We start from the raw sequence: 26473 nt of genomic DNA, 5'->3' as shown, positions 1-26473 counted from the left end.
TGGCAAAAGTGCCACCGGCCTGCGCCCTCGTCGTTGGCTTAATTGACAAGCATTACGCCATGAATGGCGCTACGAGAACTGCAAATATGCCACGTGCGTCTGCAAGAACTCTTCCAAACCATGACGGCCATCGGCACCGCCAATGCCCGATTTACGCCAGCCCGCATGGAAACCTTGCATCGCCTCGAAATTCTCGCGGTTGATGTAGGTTTCTCCAAACTTCAACTTACGCAGGGCCACCATCGCGGTGTTGAGGTTCTGGGTGTAAATCGATGAAGTCAGACCGTATTCGCAGTCATTTGCCAGCGCTACGGCTTCATCAAGGGTTTTAAAGGTCATCACTGGCAGCACTGGACCAAAAATCTCCTGCTGCATGATCTCCATATCCTGACGCACGCCCGTGATGATAGTTGGTTCAAAATAGAAGCCTTTGCTGCCTGCTCGCTTGCCGCCCAGCAGCACTTTGCCGCCATCCGCGACCGCATTTGCCACTTTCTGCTCAACGCGCTCCAGCGCGGCCGCGGTGATCAGCGGACCCATATCAATATCATTTTGCTCAGCCGGGTTACCAAACTTCACCTGCTGCATGGCGGCAGTCAGCGCGCTGATAAAGCGGTCGTAAATGCCTTCCTGCACGTAAACGCGCTCTGCGCAGTTACACACTTGCCCGGTATTGATTACGCGGGAGCTGACGATTGCTTTAACCGCCAGATCGAGATCGGCATCATCCATGACGATAGCCGGCGCTTTTCCGCCCAGCTCCAGCGAGACTTTGGTGACGTTTTTCGCCGCCGCTTCCATAGTGGCGATACCGGCGTTGACGCTGCCGGTCAAACTGACCAGACCGACTTTCGGGTTGCCTGCCAGTTCCTGGCCAATCTCCGGGCCATAGCCATAAACAAAGTTGATCACACCTTTTGGCAGACCAATTTCATGGATGATTTGCGCAAAAATCGCCGCATTGTTAGGCGTCAGCTCACTTGGCTTGATAACAATGGTATTGCCGGTTACCAGCGCGGGCGCGGCTTTACGTGCAATCAGGAAGAAGGGGAAGTTCCACGGCAGAATGCCGGTGGTGACGCCAATCGCTTTCTTGAACACAAAGATGTTTTCGTTGGGACGATCGCTGTTAATGATCTCGCCATCATAACGGCGAGCCCATTCGGCCATGTACTCAAGGTAATCGGCGGTAAACAGCACTTCGGTTTGCGCCAGTCCCTGGGTTTTTCCGCCTTCGGCGACGATAGTGGCGGTCAGTTCCGGCTCACGCTGACGAATCGCAACGGCAATTTTGCGCAGCCAGTTGCCGCGTTCAACCGCGGGAAGCGCTTCCCAACCCGGCTGCGCCACTTCAGCAGCGTCGATGGCTTGCGCGGCATCGTGTTTACTGCCTTCCGGCACGCGCGACAGTAACGCCTCGGTTGCCGGGTTAATCACTTCTATCCACTTGTCGTTCTGATCGGCAACAAACGCGCCATTAATGTAATGTTGATGGTGTGTTGTCATGTGCAGGTTCTCCGCGATCGGTTTCGTTAAAGATTTGTGAAGTGCAGAGTGAAACAGATCGCGGTGTGGCACCTTTTTGTTATTGCCAATGCGACTTGAGGGATGGCAAAGAAGGGAAGAACAGCACGACAGACGCAGCATTCCTGGCGAAATGCCGCGCTTTCAGCGGCTTAGAAGCGATTCAAGCTATGTTAAATAAATGTCAGGAACCCGGCATCGCCGCGCCGCTGGCAATAAACCACGCCAAAAAACTGACGCCAGCAATGATGATGGCAATAGGGAAAAGCAGTCCGATTTTCATAGTCATTCCGTGAGTTAAGCGATCTGCACGATCGCGCGATGGGTTTTCATCATACTGAACAGCTGGAATTGCGTGGCGTCATCGACCTGACGCAGATGCTCACCTTTCTGATAATGAATCGCATGAATGTGACCCAGCTGGCGCCAGACCACAATCACCGACGCCAGCAGGGCGCAATTCTCTTCGCTCTGCACGCAATCCAGCGTGGCGTAGTGCGTCTCATCTAATCCATTAATAAAGACGTTAAGCGCCTGCGCCGGCACGATGGCGCGGATGTCATCCAGCATCACGCGGCTCACCGATTGTGACAGCAGTAGCCGCAATCTTTTGGTATTCATCTCAATCCTTCGTCCTGATGATTTTCCCAACGTTATACGGATTAAACGCCTGCGGGGAAAGTCTGGTGCGCGGCTTTGTGTGACTGCCATGTTAACGGTTGCAGTGGCAGTGAATCAAAAACTGTGCTGATCTACACAGCATAATAGAAAAATATGCTGAATAATAAGCCACTTATAAAAAACACTTCATTGCCTGCCTGCAAATGCGATTTTGTGATCCTTATGTTGACGACCCACCGAATTTTGCCAGCAACATCCGCTTTCCGGCAGCCATCCAAAGGCTGACGAAAAGCGGCCCACCGTAGACTGCCGGTAATCGGGAGACCGCCGGTTTCCTGTTGGCCTCAACCTTACGAAGGAATAACAATGAACAGTGCCATCATTGCAGGTATTTTCTGGCATCTGGTGGGTGCCGCCAGTGCCGCCTGTTTTTATGCTCCATTTAAGCAGGTGAAAAAGTGGTCCTGGGAAACGATGTGGTCGGTGGGCGGCATTATGTCGTGGCTGATTCTTCCCTGGGCGGTGAGTGCGGTATTACTGCCGAATTTCTGGGCGTATTACGGCAGCTTTAGTTTCTCTCAACTGATGCCGGTGTTTCTGTTTGGTGCTATGTGGGGCATCGGAAACATCAACTACGGGTTGACCATGCGCTACCTCGGCATGTCGATGGGCATTGGGATTGCTATCGGTATCACTTTAGTGGTGGGAACCCTGATGACGCCGCTGCTGCAGGGACGCTTTGTTGAGCTATTCAACTCGACCGGTGGACGTATGACGCTGCTCGGCGTGTTTGTTGCGTTGATTGGTGTGGCGATTGTTTCACGTGCCGGCCTGTTGAAAGAGCGGGCGCTGGGCATCAACGCTGAAGAGTTCAACCTCAAGAAAGGGCTGATTCTGGCCGTAATGTGCGGCATCTTCTCGGCTGGCATGTCGTTTGCAATGGATGCCGCCAAGCCGATGCATGAAGCCGCAGCCAATCTGGGTATCAATCCGTTGTATGTGGCCTTGCCAAGCTATGTGGTGATCATGGGCGGCGGTGCATTAGTCAATCTGGCTTATTGCTTCATCCGTCTGGCGGTAAAAACCGATCTCTCAGTACGCCGTGATTTCTCCGTCGCCAAACCGATGCTGCTGGCCAATATCGCGTTTGCCGTGCTCGGCGGCACCATGTGGTATCTGCAGTTCTTCTTCTACGCCTGGGGCCACGCTAAAATCCCAGCACAGTACGACTTTGTCAGCTGGATGCTGCATATGAGTCTCTACGTGCTGTGCGGTGGCTTGGTTGGTCTGGTGCTGAAAGAGTGGAAATCAGCGGGTCAACGTCCGGTGCGCGTGCTGTCACTGGGTTGTGTGGTGATCATCATTGCCGCCAACATTGTCGGATTAGGGTTAGCAAACTAATAAAAAGCCTGACGCACACCTCGCGTCAGGCTTTAACTTTCTCAGATGAGAGTTCACGATGCGGCAGGAAGCGCTGCCGCCACGCACTCGGCGTTAAACCGGTTTCCCGCGTAAATACCACCGAAAAGTAGTTACTGTCATCGAAACCGCAACGTGCGGCCACTTCACTGATTAAGCAATCCTGCGTCCGCAGCAGATACTTCGCCTGGCACAGTTGGAGCTGCCGCAAATAGTGACCCACGGTCATACCGGTTTGCTGGCGAAACAGCTGTTTTAACGCGCGCTCGCTTAACTGATTCTGCTGGCAAAACACCGCCAAATCGAATGGACGGCTGATGGCACCTTGCAGCGCCGACATCAGCAGATCCAGTTGCTCACCTTCAGGCAATGCCCAGGGCCGATCGGCAGCATAACCGTGACGACGCAAAATCAGCGCGAGTTGCAAAAACAGCGCTTCGGAGAGTTGAATCGATAGCGAATCACTTTTGCGGCTCTCGCGCTCAAGTTGGCTAATCACGCCACGCGCCAACGCCATCCCGCGCGTGGTCAAACGCCAGCAGCCCGGGGAATCTTCTTCTTGCGGCGGCAGCAACTGACTCCAGTCGAGGCCAAGACGAAAGCGATCGCGGCAGTAAAGAATGTTATCCAGCGCCAGGTCGTTGACGCTGTCGTAGCTGTGGCAGTCGCTATCGTGAATGTAAAAAACGTCGCCGCAGGTTATCAACCATGGACGATCGTTCAACACATGCAGGCCGTTGCCGCGCCAGACGATAACGATTTCACTGAATTCATGACGATGCGGAGGGAAGGAGGGCTGTGGCATGCGCTCGGCCACAGCAATCGGCAGATTGGTGGCCGGAAAATAGTCTTCGCGCGTTAAGATTAGCGACATGAGGAAACGCTCCCGTTATAACATCTGCTGGCGCTCCGCTCTGGGCGCGCAGCCAAATTCTCGCCGGAACAGTGTGGAGAAGTGGTTGCTGTCACCAAATCCGCACTGGTAGGCAATGTCTGTTATGCGCATATCACTATGACGCAGTAAATGCCGCGCCTGTAACAGGCGAAGCCGATTCAGGTAACGCTGCGGTGTATTGCCGGTTTGCTGCTTCATCTGGCGGTGCAGGGTACGCAGCGACAATGAAAAACGATCGGCTAAGGCATCCCACACAATCTCTTCACTGTAGTGCTCATTGAGCCAGTCGAGCAACCGATGTAAGCGGGCTTCCTGATCCTGTGATTGATCGTTGTGAGCCGCTTCGCGCAACAACACCAACAGTTGCAGAAAAAGTTGTTCCTGACGTGCGTGCCGTTCCAGCGACCACGCATCTTGCTGCTTCATCTGCGTAACGATTTGCAGCGCCTGCGCCATCACTTTGTGATTGATGCGCCAGTGCGATGTGTAGTGGTCCTCTTCTTCGCGCGGCAGAAGATCCTGCAAACCCGAGAGAAAACGGAATGCCGCCGGACTGCGATACAGCACGTTTGTCAGACATAAATTCTCCGTTTGCTCATAAAGATGGCGATCGTGATCGCGCACGAAGCACACGCACCCTGCGGATAAAGCCTGTGGCTGACCGTTAAACACATGAATGCCAGAACCTTGCTCCACCAATACAATTTCATGGAAATCATGATGATGCTCCGGAAATGCCTGCTGTGGCACGCGCGGCTCAATGGCGATGGCGTAATTCCCTTCCGGGAAGAAATCTGCGCTATGTAAAACGGTCATGATTCGCCTCTTTATTTGTTCAACTGTTGCCGAGTCTACGCAGGCGCCCCGCACCTTACCTTGAATTTTCACCTTAGTGACGCAGGAAAATGGCTAATTTTTCAAGATCTCACCAGCGATTGACGGAAATGCGGCAAGGCTCACATCTCTCTTCTTGTGTGGTTCTGTGAGCTTTCTCACGAACTTCTTTGTTAGCGTGCCAGTGACTATTACGCACTGGCAGTAAGGGGAAGGTGGCAAAAAGCAGGGATTTCTAATCTGTTGTCATCTCATCACAGGAAGAACACGCCATGAGTATGCGTAACATTGTTGCCATTGATTTAGGCGCATCCAGCGGGCGCGTAATGCTCGCACAATGGAGTTCAGCGAATCAGCAAATCAGCCTGCGCGAAGTTCGTCGCTTCACCAATCAGCGTGTGCGCCGTGCAGATTATGATTGTTGGGATTTGGAGCGACTGGAGCAGGAGATTCGTTTAGGACTGGCTCAGCTAGATGATGAAGGCATCGTGCCGGACAGCATTGGAATCGACACCTGGGGCGTTGATTTGGTGTTGCTGGATGCCAACGGCGAGCGCGTCGGCGAGGCGGTAAGCTATCGTGACAAGCGCACGGAAGGGCATATGGCTCAGGCCATTAATGACCTCGGCAAAAGCGTAATCTATCAGCGCACCGGTATTCAGTTCTTGCCGTTTAACACGCTCTATCAACTGCACGCACTGCATCAGCAGCAGCCAGATTGGCAGGAACAAGTGCAGCATGCGCTGATGATTCCAGACTATTTGCATTATCGCCTTACCGGGCAGATGAACTGGGAATACACCAACGCCACCACCACACAACTGCTAAATATTCACAGCGGCGAATGGGACAGCGATTTGCTCACCTGGGCTGGCGTGCCGGCTAAATGGTTCGGCAAACCAACGTCGCCAGGCAATACCGTTGGTTACTGGACCAGCGCCAGCGGCAACCACATTCCGGTGATCGCGGTTGCGACGCACGATACAGCGAGTGCGGTTTTGGCCACACCGTTAATGCAGGATGATGCCGCTTATCTCAGCTCAGGAACCTGGTCGCTGATGGGGATTGAGAGTTTGCAGCCTTGTGTCAGCACGGCGGCGCTCAATGCCAACATCACCAATGAAGGTGGAGCAGAAGGCTATCGTGTTCTGAAAAACATTATGGGTTTGTGGCTGCTGCAACGTGTCTGCACCGAGTTGCACATCACCGATCTCTGCTCGCTGATCAAAGACGCTGAAAAAGAACCTGCCTGTCGTGCGCTGGTTAACCCCAATCACAGTCGTTTTATCAATCCAGACAGCATGGTTCAGGAGATTCAGAACGCCTGCGTCGAACAGAACATGCCCGTTCCGCAGACGCCTGCCGCGCTGGCCCGCACCATCTTTGACAGTCTGGCCTTGCTCTATCGCCAGGTGATTGGTGAACTCGGCACATTACGCGCTGCACCGCTGCGTCAGCTGCATGTGGTGGGCGGCGGCAGCCAGAATCCGCTGTTAAACCAATTGTGTGCCGATGCCTGCCAGCTGCCGGTATTGGCCGGGCCGATTGAAGCTTCGACGCTCGGTAACGTCGGCTGCCAGCTCATTACCTTAGGCGAACTGCGTGACGTCAGCGATTTACGCCGCTGCATTAGCCAAAACTTCCCGTTAGAAAAATTTGAACCGTTGAACAACAGCGCCTTCGCTGCCCATCAGGCACGCTTTGCCGCGCTCAGCCAACCTGCTAAGGAACTTGCATATGACTAAGCTGATTGAACAGGCCTTCGAACTGGCCAAACAACGCTACGCTGCCATCGGTGTAGATGTGGAACAGGTAATGGCACAGCTGGATGGCATTCCGGTCTCGATGCACTGCTGGCAAGGTGATGACGTGCGCGGCTTCGAGAATCCGAACGGTGAACTGACCGGCGGTATTCAGGCTACCGGCAACTATCCGGGCCGCGCGCGTAATGCTGATGAGCTGCGTTCTGATGTTGAAAAAGCGATGTCACTCATTCCAGGTGCCAAGCGTCTTAACCTGCATGCGATCTATCTGGAGAGCGATAAGCCGGTTGATCGTGATGCGATTGAACCGAAACACTTCAGCAACTGGGTGGAATGGGCTAAGACGCACAAGTTGGGCCTCGACTTTAATCCAAGCTGCTTCTCCCACCCACTGAGCGCCGATGGCTTTACCTTGTCGCACGCCGACAAAGGGATTCGCCAGTTCTGGATCGATCACTGCAAGGCCAGCCGTCGCATCTCGGCGCACTTTGGTGAGCAACTGGGTACCGCATCCGTCATGAACATCTGGGTGCCGGACGGCATGAAAGACCTCACCGTCGATCGCCTCGCACCACGTCAACGCCTGGCAAGTGCGCTTGATGAAGTGATCAGTGAAAAACTCAATCCCGCGCACCACATCGATGCGGTAGAGAGCAAACTGTTTGGTATCGGTGCAGAAAGCTACACCGTGGGTTCCAATGAATTCTGCCTGGGCTATGCCAGCAGCCGCCAGACCGCACTAACGCTGGATGCCGGCCACTTCCACCCAACCGAAGTTATTTCTGACAAGATCTCCACGGCGATGCTTTATGTGCCGCGCCTGCTGCTGCACGTAAGCCGTCCGGTACGCTGGGACAGCGACCACGTGGTGATTCTTGATGATGAAACCCAGGCCATCGCCACCGAGATCGCGCGCCACAAGCTGTTCGACAAGGTGCATATCGGTCTCGACTTCTTTGATGCGTCTATTAACCGCATCGCGGCGTGGGTAATTGGTACACGCAATGCCAAAAAAGCACTGCTACGCGCGCTGCTGGAACCTACCGATCAGTTACGCAAGCTAGAGAACGAAGGGGATTACACCGGTCGCCTGGCAATGCTGGAAGAGCAAAAATCGTTGCCGTGGCAAGCGGTGTGGGAAGCCTGGTGTCTGCGCCACGATGTCCCTGCTGATGCCAGCTGGCTGAGCGAAGTCCGTCATTATGAACAACAAACACTGCGTCAACGTTAAGGGACACACCATGCAAAATATTCTCTCTTCCGCTTTTGTTCAGGGAATGGTTAAAGCGACCAGCGACATGTGGTTGAAGGGCTGGGATGAGCGTAACGGCGGCAACGTCAGCTTACGTTTACTGCCGGAAGAAGTTAAAGATTTCGCCGGTGATTTCTATGCTGAGCCGCGCTGTATTGAGCTGACCAAGCCTGCTCCAGCGCTGGCCAATGATTGGTTCCTGGTTACCGGATCGGGTAAGTTTTTCCGTAACGTACAGATCGACCCGGCTGATTGTCTGGCGCTGTTGCAGGTCGATGACAAAGGCTTGTCATACAAAATCCACTGGGGTTTGAGTAACGGCGGCCTGCCAACGTCAGAGCTGGCAGCTCACTTCCAGTCACACAGCGTGCGTAAGCAGGTCTCAAACGGCGTTGATCGCGTCATCATGCACTGCCACGCCACCAACTTTATGGCACTGAGCTATGTGGTCGATCTGGATTCCGCACGCTTCACACGCCTGCTGTGGGAAGGCAGCACCGAATGTCTGGTGGTGTTCCCGGATGGCGTCGGTATTCTGCCGTGGATGGTGCCAGGCACTGACGGAATCGGCCAGGCAACAGCAGACGCGATGGCAAAACACAGCATTGTGATGTGGCCGTTCCATGGCATCTTTGGCGCCGGTCCAAACCTCGATGAGACTTTTGGCCTGATCGACACTGCGGAGAAATCCTCCGAAGTGGTGGTGAAAGCGCTGTCGATGGGTGGCATTCGTCAAAGCATCACCACTGAGCAACTGATCGCGCTGGGTGAGCGCTTCAACGTTAAGCCGTGGCAAGCCGCTCTGCAGGCGGAGCGCAGCGATGTTGCGTAAAGCCTTTGTGATGCAGGTGCATGCACACTGCCACGATGAGTATCTGCGCCGTCACACGCCAATTTGGCCGGAGCTGGCCGAGACGTTAAAAGCGCATGGCGCGCACAATTACGCTATCTGGCTGGATGCTGAACGTAATCTGCTGTTTGCCAGCGTGGAAATTGAGTCTGAAGCGCGCTGGGAAGCCGTGGCAAAAACGGAGGTGTGTCAGCGTTGGTGGGCATCCATGAAGGATTTAATGCCATCCAATCCGGATAACAGTCCGGTGAGTGCGGCGTTAAAACCGATGTTTTTCCTGCCTTAACGCTCGCTCGCCTCACCGCTCGAATAGAGGCAGTAATTTCAGGCCGACAGGGAAGTCGGTCTGAAATTTTATTTGGTGCTCAACTCACAATATCCCGCCAGAGCGGGCCAGATTGCCATCTGCGTATCCACAATCTGGTCAAGATCCTCTCGATTGGCCCCTTCACGCGCACGTACCGACATTCCCTGCAGTAAACACGCCAGATAGCTGGCCAGGGTTGCACTATTGGCACATTGCGGTAATTCACCGCGCTGCTGCCGGGTATCAAGGAATGCTTTTAACGCTGATTCCTGCGCATGATGCTGCTGCGCCAGCATTTGCGCCACTTCTTCCGAGCCGGAAGAGAGCGCGCTCGACGTACAAATGAAGAAACAGCCTGCTGGCTTATCACATTCAGTAAAGCACGCGGCGGTTGCCCGAAAATAGGCTTCAATTGCCGTTTTCACGTCTGATGCATCATCGTTCAGCACTGCGTTACGTTGTGCGCTGAAGGTTTCAATGTATCGCTGCATCGCCGCACGAAATAAACCCTCTTTATTCTCAAATTCAGCATAAAGGGTTGGGGCTTTCGCACCGGTAGCGTTAACCAAATCGGACAACGACGTGCCTTCATAACCATGCGCCCAGAACAACATCAATGCCTTGTCCAGGGCATCATTGCGGTCAAACACTTTCGGGCGACCGCGCGTTTTCCTGTTCACCACATCGATAACTTCAGTCATTGGGCACCTCAAAGCGTAGAAACACCCAATTAAATTACCGATCATTAAATAAATATGCAAGCGCAGCCCGGAATGAGCCTGTTCGTCTTTGCCCGTTTGTGCTTTTCGCTGGTCAAAGCACCCAAATGGGTAAGTTGAAAAGGGCTGGGAAGCCCATAATCACGCCACTTTCGATTAAAATAATGACCGTTAATAAAATGATTGACGAGCACGCCCTTTCGGCAGTAGCATTTAATTAACGGTTGTTAACTTAATCGCGACCGACCCTAATTCATCTGTTTAAGAGAGCAAAATTATGAAAAGCATCAAACTGACCCTGGCTGCTGTAGCATTGTCCTCAATCGCTTTTGGTAGCATGGCTGCAGACTTAGTAAACGAAGCGCCGCTAAATCAACAACAAATTGGTGTGGTTAGCGCATCAGGTAGCACCAACCTGACATCGCTGGAGAATCAGCTAGCGGAAAAGGCCAATGCTGCCGGAGCAAAGTCATTCCGCATCACTTCGACCTCTGGCAACAACAAGCTAAATGGCACAGCAGTAATTTATAACTAAGAGAGTTGATCGGAGTGCGATGAAGCATTCTGTAAGAAGTGAATAAAAGGCTTCAGAAGATAATCCTTCTGAAGCCTTTTTTCTTATCCGTTAGAACGCAGTTGAGGATAGCGGCGGAAGATAGCGATACACCAGAACAGTGCTCCAAGGCCAATAATGCCGCCGACGTTACCGACGTCCGACATTTGCATATGCAAACTGACCTGATTTCCCAGCAGCGCACCCGCGCCGATACCGATGTTGTAGATACCAGAGAACAGCGACATTGCGACGTCGGTAGCATCCGGCGCCAGCGCCAGCACGCGCACCTGCATCGCCAGACCAATCATCATCATTGCCATGCCCCAAACGATGCACAGCACGGTGATTGCAGCGGGACGCACTGCGGCAAACACCAGCAAGCCCATGCTTAAGGTGATCATCGCGATAGCAGCGATCAGCATCGCTGACGGGAATTTATTGCCCAGCGTACTGAACAGCACGCTGCCGATAATACCCGCCGATCCAAACAGCAATAAAAGCAGGGTAGTGAAATTGTCATCCGCATTAGCGACCACCTGCATAAAGGGTTCGATGTAGCTATAAGCGGTGTAATGCGCCGTCACCACCACGGTAACCAGAATGTACATGGCTACCAGCGCCGGACGGCGGAAGAGCATCGGTACGCTGCTCAATGAACCGGTATGCTCGCTCGGCAGACGCGGCAGGATGCGCATCAGCAAAATCAGCAACACCAATGCAGACAAACCGATCATGCCGAAGGTGGTACGCCAGCCAAGATATTGACCGACGATACGCCCAATCGGCACGCCCAGCACCATCGCCAGCGCGGTACCGGTTGCCAGCATACTTAACGCCTGAGTTTTCTTACCCGCAGGCGCCACGCGAATGGCCAGCGAAGCGGTAATTGACCAGAACACCGCGTGCGCCAAGGCAATACCGATGCGCGAGATAACCAGCGAAGTGAAATCCCATGCCACGGACGAGAGCACATGACTGGCGACAAACACGATGAACAGCACGGCTAACAGCAGCCGACGCTCAATATTGCGCGTTAACAGCATCAACGGCAGCGACAATAGTGCGACGACCCACGCATAGATGGTCAACATGATGCCAACATCGGCAGTCTTCATGTCATAGCTGGCAGCGATATCTGACAGCAAACCGACAGGCACGAATTCTGTGGTGTTAAAGACAAAAGCAGCAATAGCCAGCAATACAACGCGTAGCCAGGCCGTTTTACGGGAAACAGTAGTAGATTGCATGGAGTTCAAATCTGTCAGACGGCGAGTGAAAGGGCGAAAAGGCACCCCAGAAAGTGACCGAGGTCACAAATTCCCGCTATTGTGGAGCATTAATGAACGAAGGGAAACCGTTTGTCGGGCTTTTATTACTGATTATTTTTTATCTTGGGAGGCGTGGTTAATAGCCTGAGGTTATTACGCTTTCTGGCATCAAGCCGAGAATAATCAGGAATGGTGAAATGAGGGAAGAGGCGACTGGACCTGACGCCCTAATGAACGCCTTAAGGTCCAGTTATTATTACACGTAAAATTATAGTTATTTTGAAACGCCTCAGCGGTGCTTAACAAAACAGCGGGGTTACCCTACCACGCTCAAATCATGATTATCAGAGTCTCACCATGTGTTTTAGTGCCACGCTATTTTGAGTCGTCATGTTTTTTTTTACCCCAACCGGACAACAATGCTCGCAGCCCAGCGCGCTGGCATAAAATTTACGTGCTTGCTGGATGGCGGCATTTGGCGTGTAGAAAGTCCCAAGAAAACGGCGTGCCTCATCGGCGGGTAAGAACGGGCATCCCGTTGCATGTACTACATGGTTGTCGTTATAGCCGGCGTGCTTATCGACGTAATAATAGAGTCCCATCTAACGACCTCATTGCTGTGAAATAAAAAAAGTCTAACTATTGTTGGAATGGAATGAATTATAGCGACGAATAGCCATTTTGTTTTATCTGGGACTGTGGGATCGCCGTGTGGCGTCCACTTGAGATGAGAACGGGGCGTATTCGCCCCGTTTAACAGATGAAAGGTATTACAGTTTTCGGCACTGCAAACGCCAGCCAACCAGCAAAGCCATTAATAATAGCAGGCTAATGAATAGCGTTACGCCCATCCAGCCGTAGCTGTGCCAGAACACGCCGCCTAAAGTACCGGCCACGCTGGAACCGACGTAATAACTGAACAGATAAAGTGACGATGCCTGGCCTTTAGCACGACGCGCGCGCGGGCCAATCCAGCCGCTGGCAACCGAGTGTGCCGCAAAGAATCCGGCGGTGAACAGCATCATGCCGGGCAAAATCAGCCACAGCGAGTTAAACGCCGTCAGCAGCAATCCCGCCAGCATAATTGCAGTCGCGCCAATCATCACAGGACCGCGTCCAAAACGGCTGGTCATCGCGCCCGCTTTTGGTGAACTCCATGAACCGGTCAGATACACCACCGACAATAATCCAACCACCGCCTGACTCAGTGACCACGGCGCACTTAACAGGCGATACCCGATGTAGTTGAACAGCGTGACGAACGCGCCCATCAGCAGGAAGCCCTCCGCGAACAGCAGCGGCAAACCTTTATCGCGCCAGTGCAGACGGAAGTTGATCAATAAACTGCGCGGTCGCAGCGACGCCGGACGAAAATGTCGGGATGCAGGCAGAATTTTCCAGAACATCAGCGCACCCGCCAACGCGAAGCACCCAATGACGCCCACCGCAACGCGCCAGGAGAAGAAATCGGTCAGTACGCCAGTTAACAATCTTCCACTCATGCCACCAATCGAGTTACCGCTGATATACAGCCCCATGGAAAAGGCGATAACGCGTGGATGAATCTCTTCACTCAGATAGGTCATGCCAACGGCCGCAACGCCGCTCAGCGATAAGCCAATCAGCGCGCGCATCAGCAAAATGCCTTGCCAGCTACTCATGGTAGCGGAAATCAAAGTGCAGATGGCGGCGAGCAACAGTGCGGTAACCATCACCGATTTACGCCCAATGGCATCCGATAGCGGCCCGGTAAATAGCAATCCCAACGCCATTAAGCCGGTAGAGAGCGAGAGAGAAATACTGCTTTGCGCCGGAGAAACGCCAAACTGCTGCGATAGCACCGGCAGAATCGGCTGCACGCAATACAGTAAAGCGAAAGTGGCAAGACCGGCGGAGAACAACGCCAGCGTTACACGCATAAACTGCGGCGATCCGCGTTCAATCCACTCTGAAGGGGTTGCAGTTGAAGCAGGCTTTACGGACAACTCGTCTTCATCGAGTATCACTGCCTGGGAAGAGCGACTCACGGAACATCCTAGTTAGAACCATCATGGGGTTACTGTAGGAAAGGGTTAATAGGTTGTACAATATATTAATAATCTTAAATGAGACGTTTAAAATATGAATGTCGAATTGCGCCATCTACGCTATTTCATTGCCGTCGCTGAAGAGCTGCATTTTGGTCGTGCCGCGCAGCGCCTGAATATTTCACAACCGCCGTTGAGTCAGCAGATTCAGCAGCTGGAACAGGAAATTGGTGCGCAGCTGTTTACCCGCACCAACCGCAGCGTGCAGATCACGCCCGCTGGCGCGCTGTTTTTGCAGGATGCGCGTGCCATTTTGTTACAGGTCGAGCAGGCCGCCCGCCGCGCCGCACGCGTGCATAGCGGGCAGGAGGGCGAGTTGCGTATCGGCTTTACCTCCTCAGCGCCGTTTACCGGTCTGGTTTCTGACGCGCTGTACCAATTCCGCCAGCGTTGGCCAGAAGTGCACATTCAGATGCAGGAGAACAACACGCGGCAGCAACTTGCGCCACTTCATGACGACCGGCTCGATCTCGGTGTGATGCGCAATACGCCGCTGCCCAGCGATCTGCAGCACCGCGTGCTACTGCGGGAGCCGCTATGCGCGGTAGTGCATTGGGCGCATCCGCTGGCCGATGCAGAGTCGATTTCCATTCAGGCATTAGCTAACGAGCCATTTGTATTTTTCGATCCGCAAGGCGGCACCGCGTTGTACGGTGAAATTCTGGCGCTGCTGCATCGTTATCAAATCAAACCGTTTATTACTCAGGAAGTGGGCGAGGCGATGACTATTCTGGGGTTGGTGGCAACCGGTCTTGGCGTGTCAATTCTGCCGGCGTCGTTCCGCCGTGCACGTTTGGCCGATGTGGTGTGGATCCCTTTGCAGGAGAACGACGCGATTTCTGAGGTTTGGCTGGTCTGGTCGGCGACCCGAGAACCGACGGCACAAATGACCAACATGATGTCGCTGATGCTACAAAACGCGGAGAATTGAACCAGTTGGTGAAGCAGGACATAAACTTTATGTGCGATAAATCACATTTCTAATCAAATATTTGACGCTGCTGGTCAATCTGCATCACCATAGCTGCTGTTTATTTAGAAGCGCGAAAATAATGGGAGCAGGGCGTGAATCTGTACAGTCAACCTGGTCATATTGATCAGATAAAACAGACCAACGCAGGTGTGGTTTACCGACTGATTGACCTTTACGGCCCGATTTCGCGTATTGAGCTTTCTAAACGTGCCCAGTTAGCACCCGCCAGCATTACCAAAATCGTGCGTGAAATGCTCGATGCCCATCTGGTACAGGAAACCGAGTTTCAGGAACCCGGCAGTCGCGGTCGTCCAGCGATTGGTTTGATCCTCGATACGCTCGCCTGGCACTATCTCGCCGTACGCATTCAGCCCGGATTCATTACGCTAACGCTGCGCGATCTCAGCAGCCGCGCGCTGCAGGAAGATCGCTTGCCGCTGTACGCCAGCGCCGAAAAACCGCTGCTGCAAACCTTGCTGGATTTGGTAAATGACTTCTTTATTCGTCATCAAAGCAAGCTGGAGCGTTTGACCGCCATCGCCATTACTTTGCCGGGATTGATCAACGCGGCTTCTGGCGTGGTACATCGTATGCCGGGTTACGACGTGCAGGATATGCCGCTGGGAGAAACGCTGGCGCAGCGCACCGGTTTGCCGGTGTTCGTGCAGCATGATATTTCTGCCTGGACGTTAGCCGAATCACTGTTTGGCGCATCCAGCGGCGCACAACATGTCATTCAGATTGTGATCGATGAAACCGTCGGTGCGGGCGTGATCAGCGGCGGACAACTGCTGCATAAAAATGGTCGTACGCTGGTGGAGATTGGTCATACGCAAATCGATCCTTACGGCCAGCAATGTTATTGCGGCAATAATGGCTGTCTGGAAACCGTCGCCAGCATCGGAAGCTTGCTTACTCTCACCGCCCAGCGTTTGCCGTCGCAGCCAGACAGTTTGCTGCATCAGGCACCGCTGACGATTGAGAGCTTATGCGCTGCCGCGCAGCAGGGCGATCGTCTGGCGCGTGATGTGATTGCTGGCGTCGGACATCATATTGGCCGCATGCTGGCGATGATGGTAAACATCTTTAATCCTCAACAAATCCTTATCGGTTCGCCGCTTAATCAGGCCGCCGATGTGCTGTTCCCTGCGGTGAGCAGTACCATTCGTCAGCAGGCGTTGCCCGCTTACAGCAGTGAAATCCAGCTCACACCAACGGCGTTCAGCGATCCCGGTACTTTTGGCGGTGCAGCGCTGATAAAAGACGCGCTCTATAGCGGCCATTTATTGGTAAAACTGTTGCAGGGATAATGACAGCTCGCCTTAAGTTTGTCCTAACGCAATCTGCCTGCGAAAACATTTCCTTAAACTGCCTCCTTCGCACGTTACACATCGCTTTAATGAAGGAGGAGAATGGTGAAAACGCTTTTTGTCACCGGTACCGACACCGCGGTGGGTAAAACCGTGGTATCCCGCGCGTTATTGCAGTGCTTTGCCAAGGCAGATCTCTGCGCCGCAGGTTTCAAACCTGTCGCCAAAAGTGCGCAGCGCACAACCGAAGGCTTACGTAACAAAGACGCACTGCTGTTACAGCAAGTTTCGGGCCTCACTCTCACATATTCCGCCGTCAATCCTATCGCCCTGGAAGAGGACGAAATCAGCACCAGCCCGACGCAGCGCATTGATTATCCGTTACTCACTCGCAGTTTGAACGATTTGCAGCAGCGCGCCGCGCGCGTGGTGGTGGAAGGCACCGGCGGTTGGCGCAGTTTAATGAACGACTTGCAGCCTTTGTCCGATTGGGTGCGGCAGGAGCATTTGCCGGTTGTGTTGGTTGTAGGCATTAAGGAAGGTTGCATCAGCCACGCTTTACTGACCGCCGAGGCCATTGCGCAGGATGGATTGCAACTGGCGGGTTGGGTAGCAAACCGTATTAATCCCGGCCTGGCGCATTACGCTGAAATTATTGATGTTTTGAGCGAGAAGCTAGGTGCACCTTTATTAGGCGAGTTGCCTTACCTGCCGCGTGCAGAGCAGCGGGAACTGAGCGGTTATCTGGATATTTCGCTGCTCGATGACAATATTACGCACGACAACAGTGCAAAGCCTGCGGCCTGATGAAACAAAGTGCCGCAAATTATCAATGGCTGAATCTAATGATTCAGATTCAGCCATCCTTTTTAACGAATTAATTCCTCTATTATTCAATCCTTTACTCCCTGTATTTTATTGCATTCTCTTCTCTGGCGTGATTCATGCATCAGCTGCTCTGATGAATATCTTGCCGGAGCACCTGTATGTCGCAATCAGATGAGAAAGGTTTGTTGTATGGGCTGAATGACCGCATCGGTCCATTGCCTGCATTTTGTGCCGCACTGCAACATGTGCTGGCCAGCGTCGTCGGCATAATTACGCCGCCGCTGATTATTGGTTCCGTTTTGGGATTGCAGGCATGGATCCCTTATCTGATCAGCATGTCGCTGTTGGTTTCCGGTTTGGGTACATTCCTGCAGGCGCGCCGCTTTATGGGCATTGGCGCCGGCATGATCTGCCTGCAGGGCACCAGTTTTGCCTTTCTGGGCGTGATTTTGTCGGGCGGATTGATGGTCAAAGCGCGCGGTGGATCGCCGGAAGAGATCATGGCGATGATCTTTGGCTGCAACCTGGTGGCGGCGATGATTCCGATGCTAATCAGCCGCTGCATCGCGCCATTGCGCAAAGTGTTGACGCCGGTGGTCACCGGTACCGTGATCACATTGATTGGCATCAGCCTGATCAAAGTCAGCATCACCGATTGGGCTGGTGGCCATAACGCCAGCAATTTTGGCGCACCGGGTAATCTGGCGCTCGGCGCCTTGACCCTGCTGGTGATAATCGTCCTTAACCGTTCGCAAAATCGCTGGACGCGGCTGGTTGCCGTGGTTGCTGGCATTGCAGCGGGCTGTATCGCCGCAGCGTTAACCGGTCATCTCACCCTCAAACCAATGGGCGATACGCCGTGGCTGGTTCTGCCAGAACTGTTCCGTTTTGGTTTTGCCTTTGACTGGACCATCTTCATTCCCATCGCCCTGGTATCGGTGATTGCCGTGATTGAAGCGGTGGGCGATCTTACGGCGAACTGCATGTTGTCGCAGCAGCCGATTGAAGGCGAAGCGTTTGAGCGCCGCATGCAGGGCGGTATTTTTGCCGATGGCATCAGCTGTTTGCTCGCCGCCGTATTCTCGGCCTTTCCCAACACCACCTTTGCGCAAAATAACGGCGTCATCCAGATGACCGGCGTCGCCAGCCGTTACGTTGGCATGGTGATCGGCGTGATGTTGGTGCTGCTCGGTATGTTCCCGGCAATTGGCTATATGCTGCAGCAGATTCCACCGCCGGTGTTGGGCGGCGCGACCATTGTGATGTTTGGTAGCGTGGTGGCGGCAGGTATTCGCGTGATGACGCAAACGCCGCTTGGCCGTCGCGAGATGCTGATTGTTGCCGTATCGTTTGGTATCGGTTTGGGTGTGGAAGCAGTGCCTGATGTGCTGAAACAATTTCCCACGCTGATTAGCAACCTGTTTGGTCACGCGGTCACCACCGGTGGGATGCTGGCGATTATTTTGAATGTAGTACTGCCTTCAGAGCGCAGCGAAGCTGTAGCGGCAAAAACGGCTGAGGAATCACGCTAACAAAGCGCACGGAGTCAAATAGCCGAGGGGCATATGGCAGAGGAGTAAAGCATCCCGCGCCAGGGAAGGCGCGGGCTGAGCCTCAGGGATGATTTATGGCGACTTTACGATCTGCCATATGCCCCTCGGCGACTGCTTACGGTTTTATGGATTCAAACGACGGCGCGTACGTCCAGAACTGAGATAATCGGCAATGTAATCCTGCGATATCTCACCGCTATAACGACCTTCCTCATCGACGATCGGCATCCATACCGTGTTGTGCTCATACAACTTCGACAGCACCACGCGCAGGTTCTCTTCTGCTTTGCCGGTCACTTTAAAAGTATGCAGCATCTCTTCGCAGCGGCCCGTGGATCCGCGCGCTTCACGACGCTTCACAAATCCCAGCGGCTTGCCATCTTCATCAACCACCGTCACCGAGCGCATATCGTTATCGTCCATGGAAGCGAAAGCGTCCTGCAATAGCGTTGTGCGCTGCACGGTGATGGTGGGCTGCTGATCGGTGACATCGCCAGCCTGCACCAGCAACAAACGTTTCAGCGTACGGTCCTGACCGACAAAGGAGCCCACAAAGTCGTTCGCCGGTTTGGCTAACAGCTCATCCGGGCTGGCGCACTGCACAATTTTGCCCTGACCAAACACGGCAATGCGGTCGCCGAGCTTCAGCGCTTCATCAATATCATGGCTAACCAGCATCACGGTCTTCTTCAACTGACGCTGCATTTCCAGGAACTCGTTCTGAATCACTTCACGGTTGATCGGATCGACCGCGCCGAAAGGTTCATCCATCAGCAAAACCGGTGGATCAGCGGCCAGTGCGCGAATCACGCCGATACGCTGCTGCTGACCACCGGACATTTCACGCGGATAGCGATGCAGGAACTTGGTCGGATCGAGCGCCACCATGCTCATCAATTCCGTGGCGCGTTCGCGGCAGCGCTTCTTATCCCAGCCCAGCATGCGCGGCACCACGGTAATGTTCTCCTCGATGGTCATGTTCGGGAACAGACCAATCTGCTGGATCACGTAACCAATATTGCGGCGCAGGGTAACGGTATCTTGTCCGCTGGTGTCTTCACCATTGATCAAAATCCTGCCGCTTGAAGAAGGAATCAGGCGGTTAATCATCTTCAGCGTAGTGGTTTTGCCACAACCCGATGGGCCGAGCAGCACACACATTTCCCCGGCAGGCACTTCCAGGCTGACGTTATCCACGGCATTGAGAGACGTGCCGTTCTTTTGCGTAAAGGTTTTCGTCAGGTTTTCCAGTTTTATCATTATCGAATCCCCTTAGGAGTCAGCGCCGACTGCAAACGGTGCAGCAGCCAATCAAGCACAATCGCGAGCAAACAAATCATCAAGGCACCGGCAATCAGCATGCGCACATCGCTGCCGCTGATACCGTCGAGCAGTTGCAGGCCCAAACCGCCTGCACCAATCACGGCGGCAATCGCCATTACGCCAACGTTCATCACCACCGCCGTACGAATACCGCCAAAAATCACCGGCAGCGCCATCGGAATTTCCACCCAGCGCAGACGCTGCCAGAAAGTCATGCCAATCCCACGACCAGCTTCGCGCAGTCCGGGAGACAGATTTTCCAGCGCGGTGTGGGTGTTACGCACAATCGGCAGCAGCGAGTAGAGAAACACCGCAGTAATCGCGGGCAGGGCGCCAATGCCCTGACCGATCATAGAAAACAATGGAATCATCAAACCAAACAACGCAATGGTAGGAATGGTTAACACAATGGTGGCGATGCCGAGCACCGGCGTGGCCAGCCACTTAAAGCGCACAATCAAAATGCCCAGCGGCACGCCAACGATAATGGCGAAACCTACCGCTACCAGCACCAGCCAGGTATGTTGCCAGGTGAGCGACATCAAGGTGTGCCAGTTATTCATGATGTAATGCAAGGTATCCACAGCGCCTCCTTACAGCATGTTCTTAGATTGAAGGAAATCACGCGCCACCTGTTGCGGCGACTGATGATCAATATCGACTCGCTTGTTCATCTCGGTGATCGCTTCGTCGTTAATCAATGCGGAAAGCTGATTAAGCGCCTTATCCAGACCTGGATGACTCTCCAGCACATCCTGACGCACTACCGGCGTGACGTTGTAACTCGGGAAGAAGTGCTTATCATCTTCTAACACTTTGAGTTCAAAACCTTTCACGCGGCCATCGGTTGTATAGATCAAACCCGCGTCAACAAAACCATCGCGAATCGCGTTGTAGACTAAGCCGGGATCCATCTGGCGAATCTGCGGACGATCGAGCGGCATGTTGTAGGCTTTCTGCAGCGGCTTCAGGCCATCGGAACGGCCCGAGAACTCCAGGTCCAAACCGAGTTTCCAGTTATGATCCGGATCGTTCTTGCGTACCTCTTCCAGCTTCGCCACCAGTTGCGACATGGTGTTAATGCCTTCTTTGTCCGCGCGATCGCGTTGCATAGCAAACGCATAGGTATTGTTCATCGGTGCAGGATTGAGCCAGACCAGCCCCAACTTCGCATCCAGCTGTTTTACCGTTTTATAAGCGTCTTCCGTCGACATCGGCTTATTGATGTGGTTAAAGATGATCAGCGAAGTACCGGTGTATTCCCACGTCATATCAATCTGTTTGTTGATCATCGCGTTACGACCAATGGTGGTGGCGATATTGGTCTTGGGGATCACCTGAAAACCTTTCTTCTGCAACCAGATCACCGTCATCGCGGAGAGGATGTGCTGCTCGGTAAAACTCTTGGTTGCCATGGTGATGGGTGTTGCAGCAGCGGCGCTTTGGCTGATTGCCAGCGTCGCGGTGAGTGCCAGCGCAGTACGTTTTACCCAGCGCGCCAGCTTGTTGGCAGTGGCCATCACAAAACTCCTTGTGTTAAGCCGCAGAGTGCGGGCTGAGATAACGTCCCAATGCTGCAAGCAGCATGTCGAGCAACAGCGCAACCAGCGCGGTGGCCACAGCGCCGAGGATCAGCGTAGGGAAGTCGTTGAGGTAGATACCAGGGAAGATCAGCTCGCCAAAGCTGCTGGCGCCGATCAGAAACGCCAATGGCGCGGTACCGACGTTAATCGCCGTGGCGATACGCACGCCTGTCAGAATCACCGGCAGCGCATTGGGAATTTCCACCTGACGCAAACGCTGAAACTTAGTCATACCTATACCGTTGGCGGCTTCGATTAGCGACGGCGGTACCGCGCTTAAACCGGCAAAAGTATTACGCACAATCGGCAGCAGCGAGGCGAGGAACAGGGCAATCAACGCGGGACGATCGCCGATACCGACAATCACCATCGCCAGCGCCAATACCGCCAGTGGTGGCAGCGTGTTACCCACGTTGAAGATTTGCATCACGTACTCTGCCCAGCGACGGGCAAACGGACGACTCAGCAAGATCCCGCTGGGGATGCCCACCAGCAGCGCAAAGAACATTGACCAAAACACCAAAAACAGATGCTGCTGCCCGAGATAGATCAAATCTTCCCGACGGTCGCGCAGCGTGTTCAGCCCCAGCCCCCAAACCAGCAGGGCAATCACCGCAACAATCGCGAGCAGAGCCAGCCCAGCGCGGCGGGCGAGCGATGCATTTTGCATAGCCAGTGTCTCCCTGATTCAAAAAAATCGTTCGATGTGGTGATGTCATTCCCAGGATGGCGGCGCAGTGTCAAAAACGCACACATACGAAAATCCTTCACCCCGTTAAATTGCAGTTAAAATGACTATTAGCAGATGCTTTTTCAGTGAATAACTGGAAAGCACCGCTTAGACCTATAGCAATGCTTGTCGATAAGTGCCAGTTTCTGCGGCAAAATCAGTCAGATAGAAATAATCAAAAACCGCAGCTAACCCGCATGGAATAAGGCATCATACGACAATAAAAAATTTTCATCGAAATAAGTGACCTCGTCACAGATGGGGCGCACGCAGAGGAAACTGGTCTGGTGAATTTTCAGCTAGCCTTGTTAGAAATTAGGGAGACGTATGACTGAAACTGCAGAATTGAACACGGAACATCGCCACTGGATTCTTATCGGCTGCATGCTCGCTATGTTTATGGCGGCGATTGAAGTCACCATCGTGGCCACCGCGATGCCGACCATCATTGCCGATCTTGGCGGCTTTTCGCAGTTTGGCTGGGTATTTTCCATCTATTTACTGACACAAGCCGTCAGCGTGCCGCTCTATGGCCGATTAGCAGACATGTGGGGCCGCAAACGGCTGCTGTTTATAGGCGTATCGCTGTTCCTGCTGGGATCGATTCTGTGTGGATTCGCCCACAGCATGACGTGGCTGATTTTGTTTCGCGCTTTTCAGGGTTTAGGTGCCGGCGCGATTATGCCGCTGACCTCCACCATTGTGGCTGACGTCTATTCGCCGCGTGAACGCGCCAACGTACAAGGCTGGCTCTCCAGCGTCTGGGGCGTGGCGGCAATTATTGGCCCGCTGAGCGGCGCGTGGCTGGTACAGCACTTTAGCTGGTCGGTGATTTTCTGGGTTAACGTACCGATTGGCGCGATCGCCATGTTGCTGCTGGCGCGCTTCCTTCCATCGCGTGAGCAAAATCAGGCCACCACGCTCAATCTTACCGGCAGCTGTTGGCTGATGATCTGCGTGACGGCATTATTAGTCGCGCTGTTACAGGCCGAAGTGCTCGGCTTCTGGCTGCTGCCATTCCTGCTGCTAGCAGTCATCGCCGCCTGGCGTTTAAAACATCATGAACAGCGTGCTGATGCACCGCTGTTTCCGCTGGAAATCTGGCGCAGTCGGCTCATCGTTGCTGGCAACATCGGCAACCTGATTATCGGTGCCAGCATGATGGGCATCAGCGCGTTTTTGCCGACATGGATTCAGGGCATCACCGGCGGCACGCCGCTGCAGGCCGGCAGCGCGCTGGCGATGATGTCGATTGGCTGGCCGCTGGCCAGTACATTGAGCGGTAGGTTGATGCTTATCACCTCCTATCGCTTCACCGCGCAGTTGGGCGCGCTGCTGCTGATTGCTGGCAGCGCGTTGCTGCTGCTACTGCGCAGCGACAGCTCAATCGTGCAGGCCGGATTCACCGCCTTTGTGATTGGTACCGGCATGGGCATGACCAGCACCACGTTTCTGGTATCGGTACAGAACCATGCGCATTACGACATTCGCGGCATTTGCACCGCCTCAATCATGTTCAGCCGCATGATCGGTTCGGCGATTGGTACCGCGTTATTGGGCGCGGTGCTGAACCTCAACTTGTCGCTGCGTCTGCCGCAGGCCGACGATCCGATGCAGAAAATCATGGCGCCTGAAAGCCGTCAGACGCTGTCGGAGGCGACATTGCATGACTGGACCGGACAAATCGCCAGTTCTTTACATTGGGTGTTTGTAGTGTCGTTGCTGATTGCGCTGCTAACGTTGTGGGTGGCGTGGATAATGCCGCGGCAAAGGCCGGAAGTGGAGTAAAAGCAGGGCGGCCAGAGAGCCGCCCGAAAGTTTACTGCGCTGGCGTATCCTGAGAGCTGCCCGCGCTGTCTGGCACGGTGCTGTCACCATCACGGCCATTTTTCTTGTAGACGATTTTCTGTGTGTCGTTCTCACAATGACCCACAACCTGGCCGCCGACCTGATCGGCTTGATCATTGGCCACGATATCCAGCGTGAAGTCCGATTCGGCGACGCCGTTGTTAATGATTTTTTTGCTGATGTCCGCTTTGACGCTTTCACAAGACGCCTGCGCCAATACCGGCAGCGACAACATCGCCATCAGCAGTACTGCATTACGTTTTTTCATCATTCACTCCTTTGGTCAGAAATCCTGTCAAAACTATAGCAGTGATAAACGATTAAGGTGCAATTGGACGTCCGGTGCGGCGGTCAAGGCAACGCAGCGTATTCGGTTCCCAATAGGCGTTAACGTTGTAGCTCTTTTCGCAGGAGTCGCGGGTATCAAAGGCTTTATCCGCTTTATCGAACTCTTTCTCGACGCGGGTATTGACCTTGTTACGCAGATTTTTAGTATCGTTCCACTGCTCTTTGCTCTGGCGCGCGGCTTCATTGCTGGAGGCGCTGCTGCCATCTTCAATGATCAGGCGATCGGTTTTGGCACACGCAATTGGCGCAGCCATTAACAGGCTCGACGTCACCACGGTCGCCAACAGGGCGGATAACAGTTTTTTCATCGTCATTTCCTTCAGTTAACACCAGCACAGCCGGGATCGCGGCTGTAACAACCATGGGCGCTAGTATATCATCGCTGCTTCTTTGCTCACCAGCGGTGAGCGCTTTGTTTAGCTTAGTGAGATATTTTCTATGCTGGTAAAAACCGCCTTGCTGTTTTTTATCACTGCGATAGCGGAAATTGTTGGCTGTTTCCTGCCGTGGCTATGGTTGAAGAAGGGCATGACGGCCTGGCTGCTGGTGCCCGCCGCAGCAAGTCTGGCGCTGTTTGTTTGGTTGTTGACGCTGCATCCCGCCGCGAGCGGGCGCGTCTATGCAGCCTATGGCGGCGTATACGTGTTAACCGCGCTGATCTGGCTGCGCGTGGTGGATGGCGTAAAACTCAGTACATGGGATTGGGTCGGTGCGCTGGTCGCCTTTAGCGGCATGTTGATTATCGTGACAGGTTGGGGCCGGGTGTAATAACCGGCAACACAGGCATTGGATATTAGGGGAAACATCCCGATGAGGTCGTAGCGGCGAAAGCCGCCGGAGCGCCTCACGGGATGGTCGCCCCGGGTATCCCCGGGTATCTCGATCAAACAGCGTATAACCGCGATTAACCTTTATGCACTTTCAATCCTGCAGTGGTTTGCGTCACCGGCATAATCTCCAGCGTATTGATGTTGACGTGCTTAGGCAGCGTCGTTACCCAATAGACCGCTTCGGTCACATCTTCCGCCGTTAACGCGGTGGTGCCTTCGTAAACCTGGCCCGCTTTATCATCATCGCCCTTGAAGCGCACGTTGGAGAACTCGGTGCCGCCCACCAAACCTGGCTCGATATCGGTCACGCGCAGCGCGGTGCCGTGCAGGTCGGTACGCAGATTCAGGCTGAACTGGCGCACGAACGCTTTGGTCGCGCCATACACGTTGCCACCCAAATAGGGCCAGCTGCCCGCAATCGAACCGATATTCACGATATGACCGACGTTGCGCTCCACCATCGCAGGCAGCACCGCACGCGTCATGTACACCAACCCTTTGTTGTTGGTGTCGATCATATTTTCCCAGTCTTCGATATTGGCTTTGTGCGCCGGTTCCACACCCAGCGCCAGGCCAGCATTGTTCACCAGCACATCAATATTGCGCCATTCAGCGGGCAGGGAGGCAATCACTTCATCGATGGCGGCGCGATTACGCACGTCCAGCTGAACGGTATACAGATTATCGCCCAGCTCATCTTTCAACTCTTTTAAGCGCTCAGCGCGACGTCCGCTGGCGATCACTTTATGACCTGTAGCAATGAAGCGGCGGGTGATACTTTGACCAAAACCAGCGGTTGCGCCAGTAACAAAAATAATCATCTCACTGTTCCTTAAACGATTTCAGGTTATCAGCCACACCTTAGCATTAACCTCGAACCCATGCTCATGAAAACCAAAGGCAGCGTGTTGCAGGATCTTTCCTGCACATCGCGAGTGCATCAGCGCACCACAAAGGCGCACGTTTGCGGGCGATCAACTCGCCATGTCAGGTAAAACTTAGCGCAATGTTAAATCGCAACCGTTTGCGAACCCAGGCAACCGGTTGCGCAT

The 26473-nt window shown here is 53.8% G+C and carries 28 protein-coding genes; 12 read left to right on the top strand and 16 right to left on the bottom strand.

Going from position 1 to position 26473, the window contains the following annotated elements; genetic code table 11:
* Positions 1-69 precede the first annotated feature (69 nt).
* The 3 genes from aldA to NQH49_RS09825 form a co-directional block, all read right to left on the bottom strand.
* Positions 70-1506, bottom strand: a complete 1437-nt coding sequence (gene aldA / locus NQH49_RS09835; RefSeq protein ID WP_256696501.1) for an aldehyde dehydrogenase — start codon at positions 1504-1506, stop codon at positions 70-72.
* Positions 1507-1708: 202 nt separating this feature from the next.
* Entirely contained in the window at positions 1709-1807 is a 99-nt protein-coding gene (locus tag NQH49_RS09830; RefSeq protein ID WP_008108862.1) for a YoaK family small membrane protein, read from the bottom strand.
* Positions 1808-1821: 14 nt separating this feature from the next.
* Positions 1822-2145 carry a hypothetical protein gene (locus NQH49_RS09825; protein ID WP_008108864.1) on the bottom strand — a complete coding sequence of 108 codons (324 nt, stop codon included), beginning with the start codon at positions 2143-2145 and terminating at the stop codon, positions 1822-1824.
* A 366-nt stretch (positions 2146-2511) separates the two neighbouring features.
* Here NQH49_RS09825 and rhaT point away from each other — a divergent pair, with 366 nt between their 5' ends.
* Positions 2512-3546 carry an L-rhamnose/proton symporter RhaT gene (gene rhaT / locus NQH49_RS09820; protein WP_008108866.1) on the top strand — a complete coding sequence of 345 codons (1035 nt, stop codon included), beginning with the start codon at positions 2512-2514 and terminating at the stop codon, positions 3544-3546.
* 25 nt (positions 3547-3571) lie between these two features.
* On the opposite strand, the gene rhaR is transcribed toward rhaT, so the two are convergent.
* Together rhaR and rhaS are read right to left on the bottom strand one after the other, a co-directional pair.
* Positions 3572-4438, bottom strand: coding sequence for an HTH-type transcriptional activator RhaR (rhaR, locus tag NQH49_RS09815; protein ID WP_256696500.1), 867 nt, complete (start codon positions 4436-4438; stop codon positions 3572-3574).
* Between the two features lie 15 nt (positions 4439-4453).
* Positions 4454-5275 carry an HTH-type transcriptional activator RhaS gene (rhaS, locus tag NQH49_RS09810; RefSeq protein ID WP_256696499.1) on the bottom strand — a complete coding sequence of 274 codons (822 nt, stop codon included), beginning with the start codon at positions 5273-5275 and terminating at the stop codon, positions 4454-4456.
* Between the two features lie 290 nt (positions 5276-5565).
* Here rhaS and rhaB point away from each other — a divergent pair, with 290 nt between their 5' ends.
* Genes rhaB through rhaM form a run of 4 tightly spaced genes read left to right on the top strand, consistent with a single transcriptional unit; the run spans position 5566 to position 9444 of the window.
* Entirely contained in the window at positions 5566-7038 is a 1473-nt protein-coding gene (gene rhaB / locus NQH49_RS09805; RefSeq protein WP_256696498.1) for a rhamnulokinase, read from the top strand.
* Positions 7031-8287, top strand: a complete 1257-nt coding sequence (locus NQH49_RS09800; RefSeq protein ID WP_008108874.1) for an L-rhamnose isomerase — start codon at positions 7031-7033, stop codon at positions 8285-8287. The genes rhaB and NQH49_RS09800 overlap by 8 nt, the downstream gene beginning before the upstream one ends.
* Positions 8288-8297: 10 nt before the next feature.
* The gene (gene rhaD, locus NQH49_RS09795; RefSeq protein ID WP_256696497.1) at positions 8298-9140 is read left to right on the top strand and encodes a rhamnulose-1-phosphate aldolase; all 843 of its coding nucleotides are present in this window, start codon (positions 8298-8300) and stop codon (positions 9138-9140) included.
* Positions 9130-9444, top strand: coding sequence for an L-rhamnose mutarotase (gene rhaM, locus NQH49_RS09790; protein WP_008108878.1), 315 nt, complete (start codon positions 9130-9132; stop codon positions 9442-9444). The genes rhaD and rhaM overlap by 11 nt, the downstream gene beginning before the upstream one ends.
* A gap of 68 nt (positions 9445-9512) precedes the next feature.
* Here rhaM and NQH49_RS09785 read toward each other — a convergent pair whose 3' ends face one another.
* Positions 9513-10166 carry a TetR/AcrR family transcriptional regulator gene (locus tag NQH49_RS09785; protein WP_256696496.1) on the bottom strand — a complete coding sequence of 218 codons (654 nt, stop codon included), beginning with the start codon at positions 10164-10166 and terminating at the stop codon, positions 9513-9515.
* Positions 10167-10461: 295 nt separating this feature from the next.
* Here NQH49_RS09785 and bhsA point away from each other — a divergent pair, with 295 nt between their 5' ends.
* Positions 10462-10719, top strand: a complete 258-nt coding sequence (bhsA, locus tag NQH49_RS09780; RefSeq protein ID WP_256696495.1) for a multiple stress resistance protein BhsA — start codon at positions 10462-10464, stop codon at positions 10717-10719.
* 83 nt (positions 10720-10802) lie between these two features.
* Here bhsA and NQH49_RS09775 read toward each other — a convergent pair whose 3' ends face one another.
* From NQH49_RS09775 to NQH49_RS09765, 3 genes are all read right to left on the bottom strand, one after another.
* Entirely contained in the window at positions 10803-11987 is a 1185-nt protein-coding gene (locus tag NQH49_RS09775; RefSeq protein ID WP_256696494.1) for a sugar transporter, read from the bottom strand.
* A gap of 365 nt (positions 11988-12352) precedes the next feature.
* Complete coding sequence (locus NQH49_RS09770) at positions 12353-12610, bottom strand: hypothetical protein (protein WP_154156201.1); 258 nt, start codon at positions 12608-12610, stop codon at positions 12353-12355.
* 168 nt (positions 12611-12778) lie between these two features.
* A complete protein-coding gene (locus tag NQH49_RS09765; protein WP_256696493.1) occupies positions 12779-14035 on the bottom strand; it encodes a multidrug efflux MFS transporter YnfM/SxtP(Kp) in 1257 nt (418 codons plus the stop codon).
* A 94-nt stretch (positions 14036-14129) separates the two neighbouring features.
* Between NQH49_RS09765 and NQH49_RS09760 the strand changes: the two genes are divergently transcribed.
* The 4 genes from NQH49_RS09760 (at position 14130) to NQH49_RS09745 (ending at position 18738) form a co-directional block, all read left to right on the top strand.
* Positions 14130-15026, top strand: coding sequence for a LysR family transcriptional regulator (locus NQH49_RS09760; RefSeq protein ID WP_256696492.1), 897 nt, complete (start codon positions 14130-14132; stop codon positions 15024-15026).
* 134 nt (positions 15027-15160) lie between these two features.
* Positions 15161-16378 carry a sugar metabolism global transcriptional regulator Mlc gene (gene mlc / locus NQH49_RS09755; protein ID WP_256696491.1) on the top strand — a complete coding sequence of 406 codons (1218 nt, stop codon included), beginning with the start codon at positions 15161-15163 and terminating at the stop codon, positions 16376-16378.
* A gap of 105 nt (positions 16379-16483) precedes the next feature.
* Positions 16484-17185: a dethiobiotin synthase gene (gene bioD / locus NQH49_RS09750; RefSeq protein ID WP_256698410.1), complete on the top strand. Its 702-nt coding sequence runs from the start codon at positions 16484-16486 to the stop codon at positions 17183-17185.
* Between the two features lie 179 nt (positions 17186-17364).
* Positions 17365-18738 carry a nucleobase:cation symporter-2 family protein gene (locus NQH49_RS09745; RefSeq protein ID WP_256696490.1) on the top strand — a complete coding sequence of 458 codons (1374 nt, stop codon included), beginning with the start codon at positions 17365-17367 and terminating at the stop codon, positions 18736-18738.
* 144 nt (positions 18739-18882) lie between these two features.
* Here NQH49_RS09745 and osmV read toward each other — a convergent pair whose 3' ends face one another.
* Genes osmV through NQH49_RS09725 form a run of 4 tightly spaced genes read right to left on the bottom strand, consistent with a single transcriptional unit; the run spans position 18883 to position 22335 of the window.
* On the bottom strand, positions 18883-20019 hold the full coding sequence (gene osmV / locus NQH49_RS09740) for an osmoprotectant ABC transporter ATP-binding protein OsmV (RefSeq protein WP_256696489.1): 1137 nt from the start codon (positions 20017-20019) through the stop codon (positions 18883-18885).
* On the bottom strand, positions 20019-20666 hold the full coding sequence (osmW, locus tag NQH49_RS09735; RefSeq protein ID WP_008108902.1) for an osmoprotectant ABC transporter permease OsmW: 648 nt from the start codon (positions 20664-20666) through the stop codon (positions 20019-20021). The genes osmV and osmW overlap by 1 nt, the downstream gene beginning before the upstream one ends.
* Positions 20667-20675: 9 nt before the next feature.
* Positions 20676-21602: a glycine betaine ABC transporter substrate-binding protein gene (locus tag NQH49_RS09730; RefSeq protein WP_256696488.1), complete on the bottom strand. Its 927-nt coding sequence runs from the start codon at positions 21600-21602 to the stop codon at positions 20676-20678.
* A gap of 16 nt (positions 21603-21618) precedes the next feature.
* On the bottom strand, positions 21619-22335 hold the full coding sequence (locus NQH49_RS09725; RefSeq protein WP_256696487.1) for an ABC transporter permease: 717 nt from the start codon (positions 22333-22335) through the stop codon (positions 21619-21621).
* Positions 22336-22722: 387 nt separating this feature from the next.
* Between NQH49_RS09725 and NQH49_RS09720 the strand changes: the two genes are divergently transcribed.
* Positions 22723-24183, top strand: a complete 1461-nt coding sequence (locus tag NQH49_RS09720) for an MDR family MFS transporter (protein WP_256696486.1) — start codon at positions 22723-22725, stop codon at positions 24181-24183.
* Positions 24184-24214: 31 nt separating this feature from the next.
* Here NQH49_RS09720 and NQH49_RS09715 read toward each other — a convergent pair whose 3' ends face one another.
* Positions 24215-24511 (bottom strand): DUF1161 domain-containing protein, encoded by a 297-nt coding sequence (locus NQH49_RS09715; RefSeq protein ID WP_110866185.1) that lies wholly within the window; start codon positions 24509-24511, stop codon positions 24215-24217.
* 52 nt (positions 24512-24563) lie between these two features.
* Complete coding sequence (locus NQH49_RS09710) at positions 24564-24899, bottom strand: DUF1283 family protein (protein ID WP_256696485.1); 336 nt, start codon at positions 24897-24899, stop codon at positions 24564-24566.
* A 133-nt stretch (positions 24900-25032) separates the two neighbouring features.
* Here NQH49_RS09710 and NQH49_RS09705 point away from each other — a divergent pair, with 133 nt between their 5' ends.
* Positions 25033-25359, top strand: a complete 327-nt coding sequence (locus tag NQH49_RS09705; RefSeq protein ID WP_256698409.1) for a YnfA family protein — start codon at positions 25033-25035, stop codon at positions 25357-25359.
* Positions 25360-25495: 136 nt separating this feature from the next.
* Here the strand turns inward: NQH49_RS09705 and ydfG are convergent, their stop codons facing one another.
* Positions 25496-26242, bottom strand: a complete 747-nt coding sequence (gene ydfG / locus NQH49_RS09700; protein ID WP_008104194.1) for a bifunctional NADP-dependent 3-hydroxy acid dehydrogenase/3-hydroxypropionate dehydrogenase YdfG — start codon at positions 26240-26242, stop codon at positions 25496-25498.
* Positions 26243-26473 lie beyond the last annotated feature (231 nt).

It is taken from the genome of Pantoea trifolii (assembly GCF_024506435.1).
Classification (GTDB): Bacteria; Pseudomonadota; Gammaproteobacteria; order Enterobacterales; family Enterobacteriaceae; genus Pantoea; species Pantoea trifolii.
Note: the sequence above shows the minus strand (reverse complement) of the source record. Positions and strands in the feature narration are given on the sequence as shown.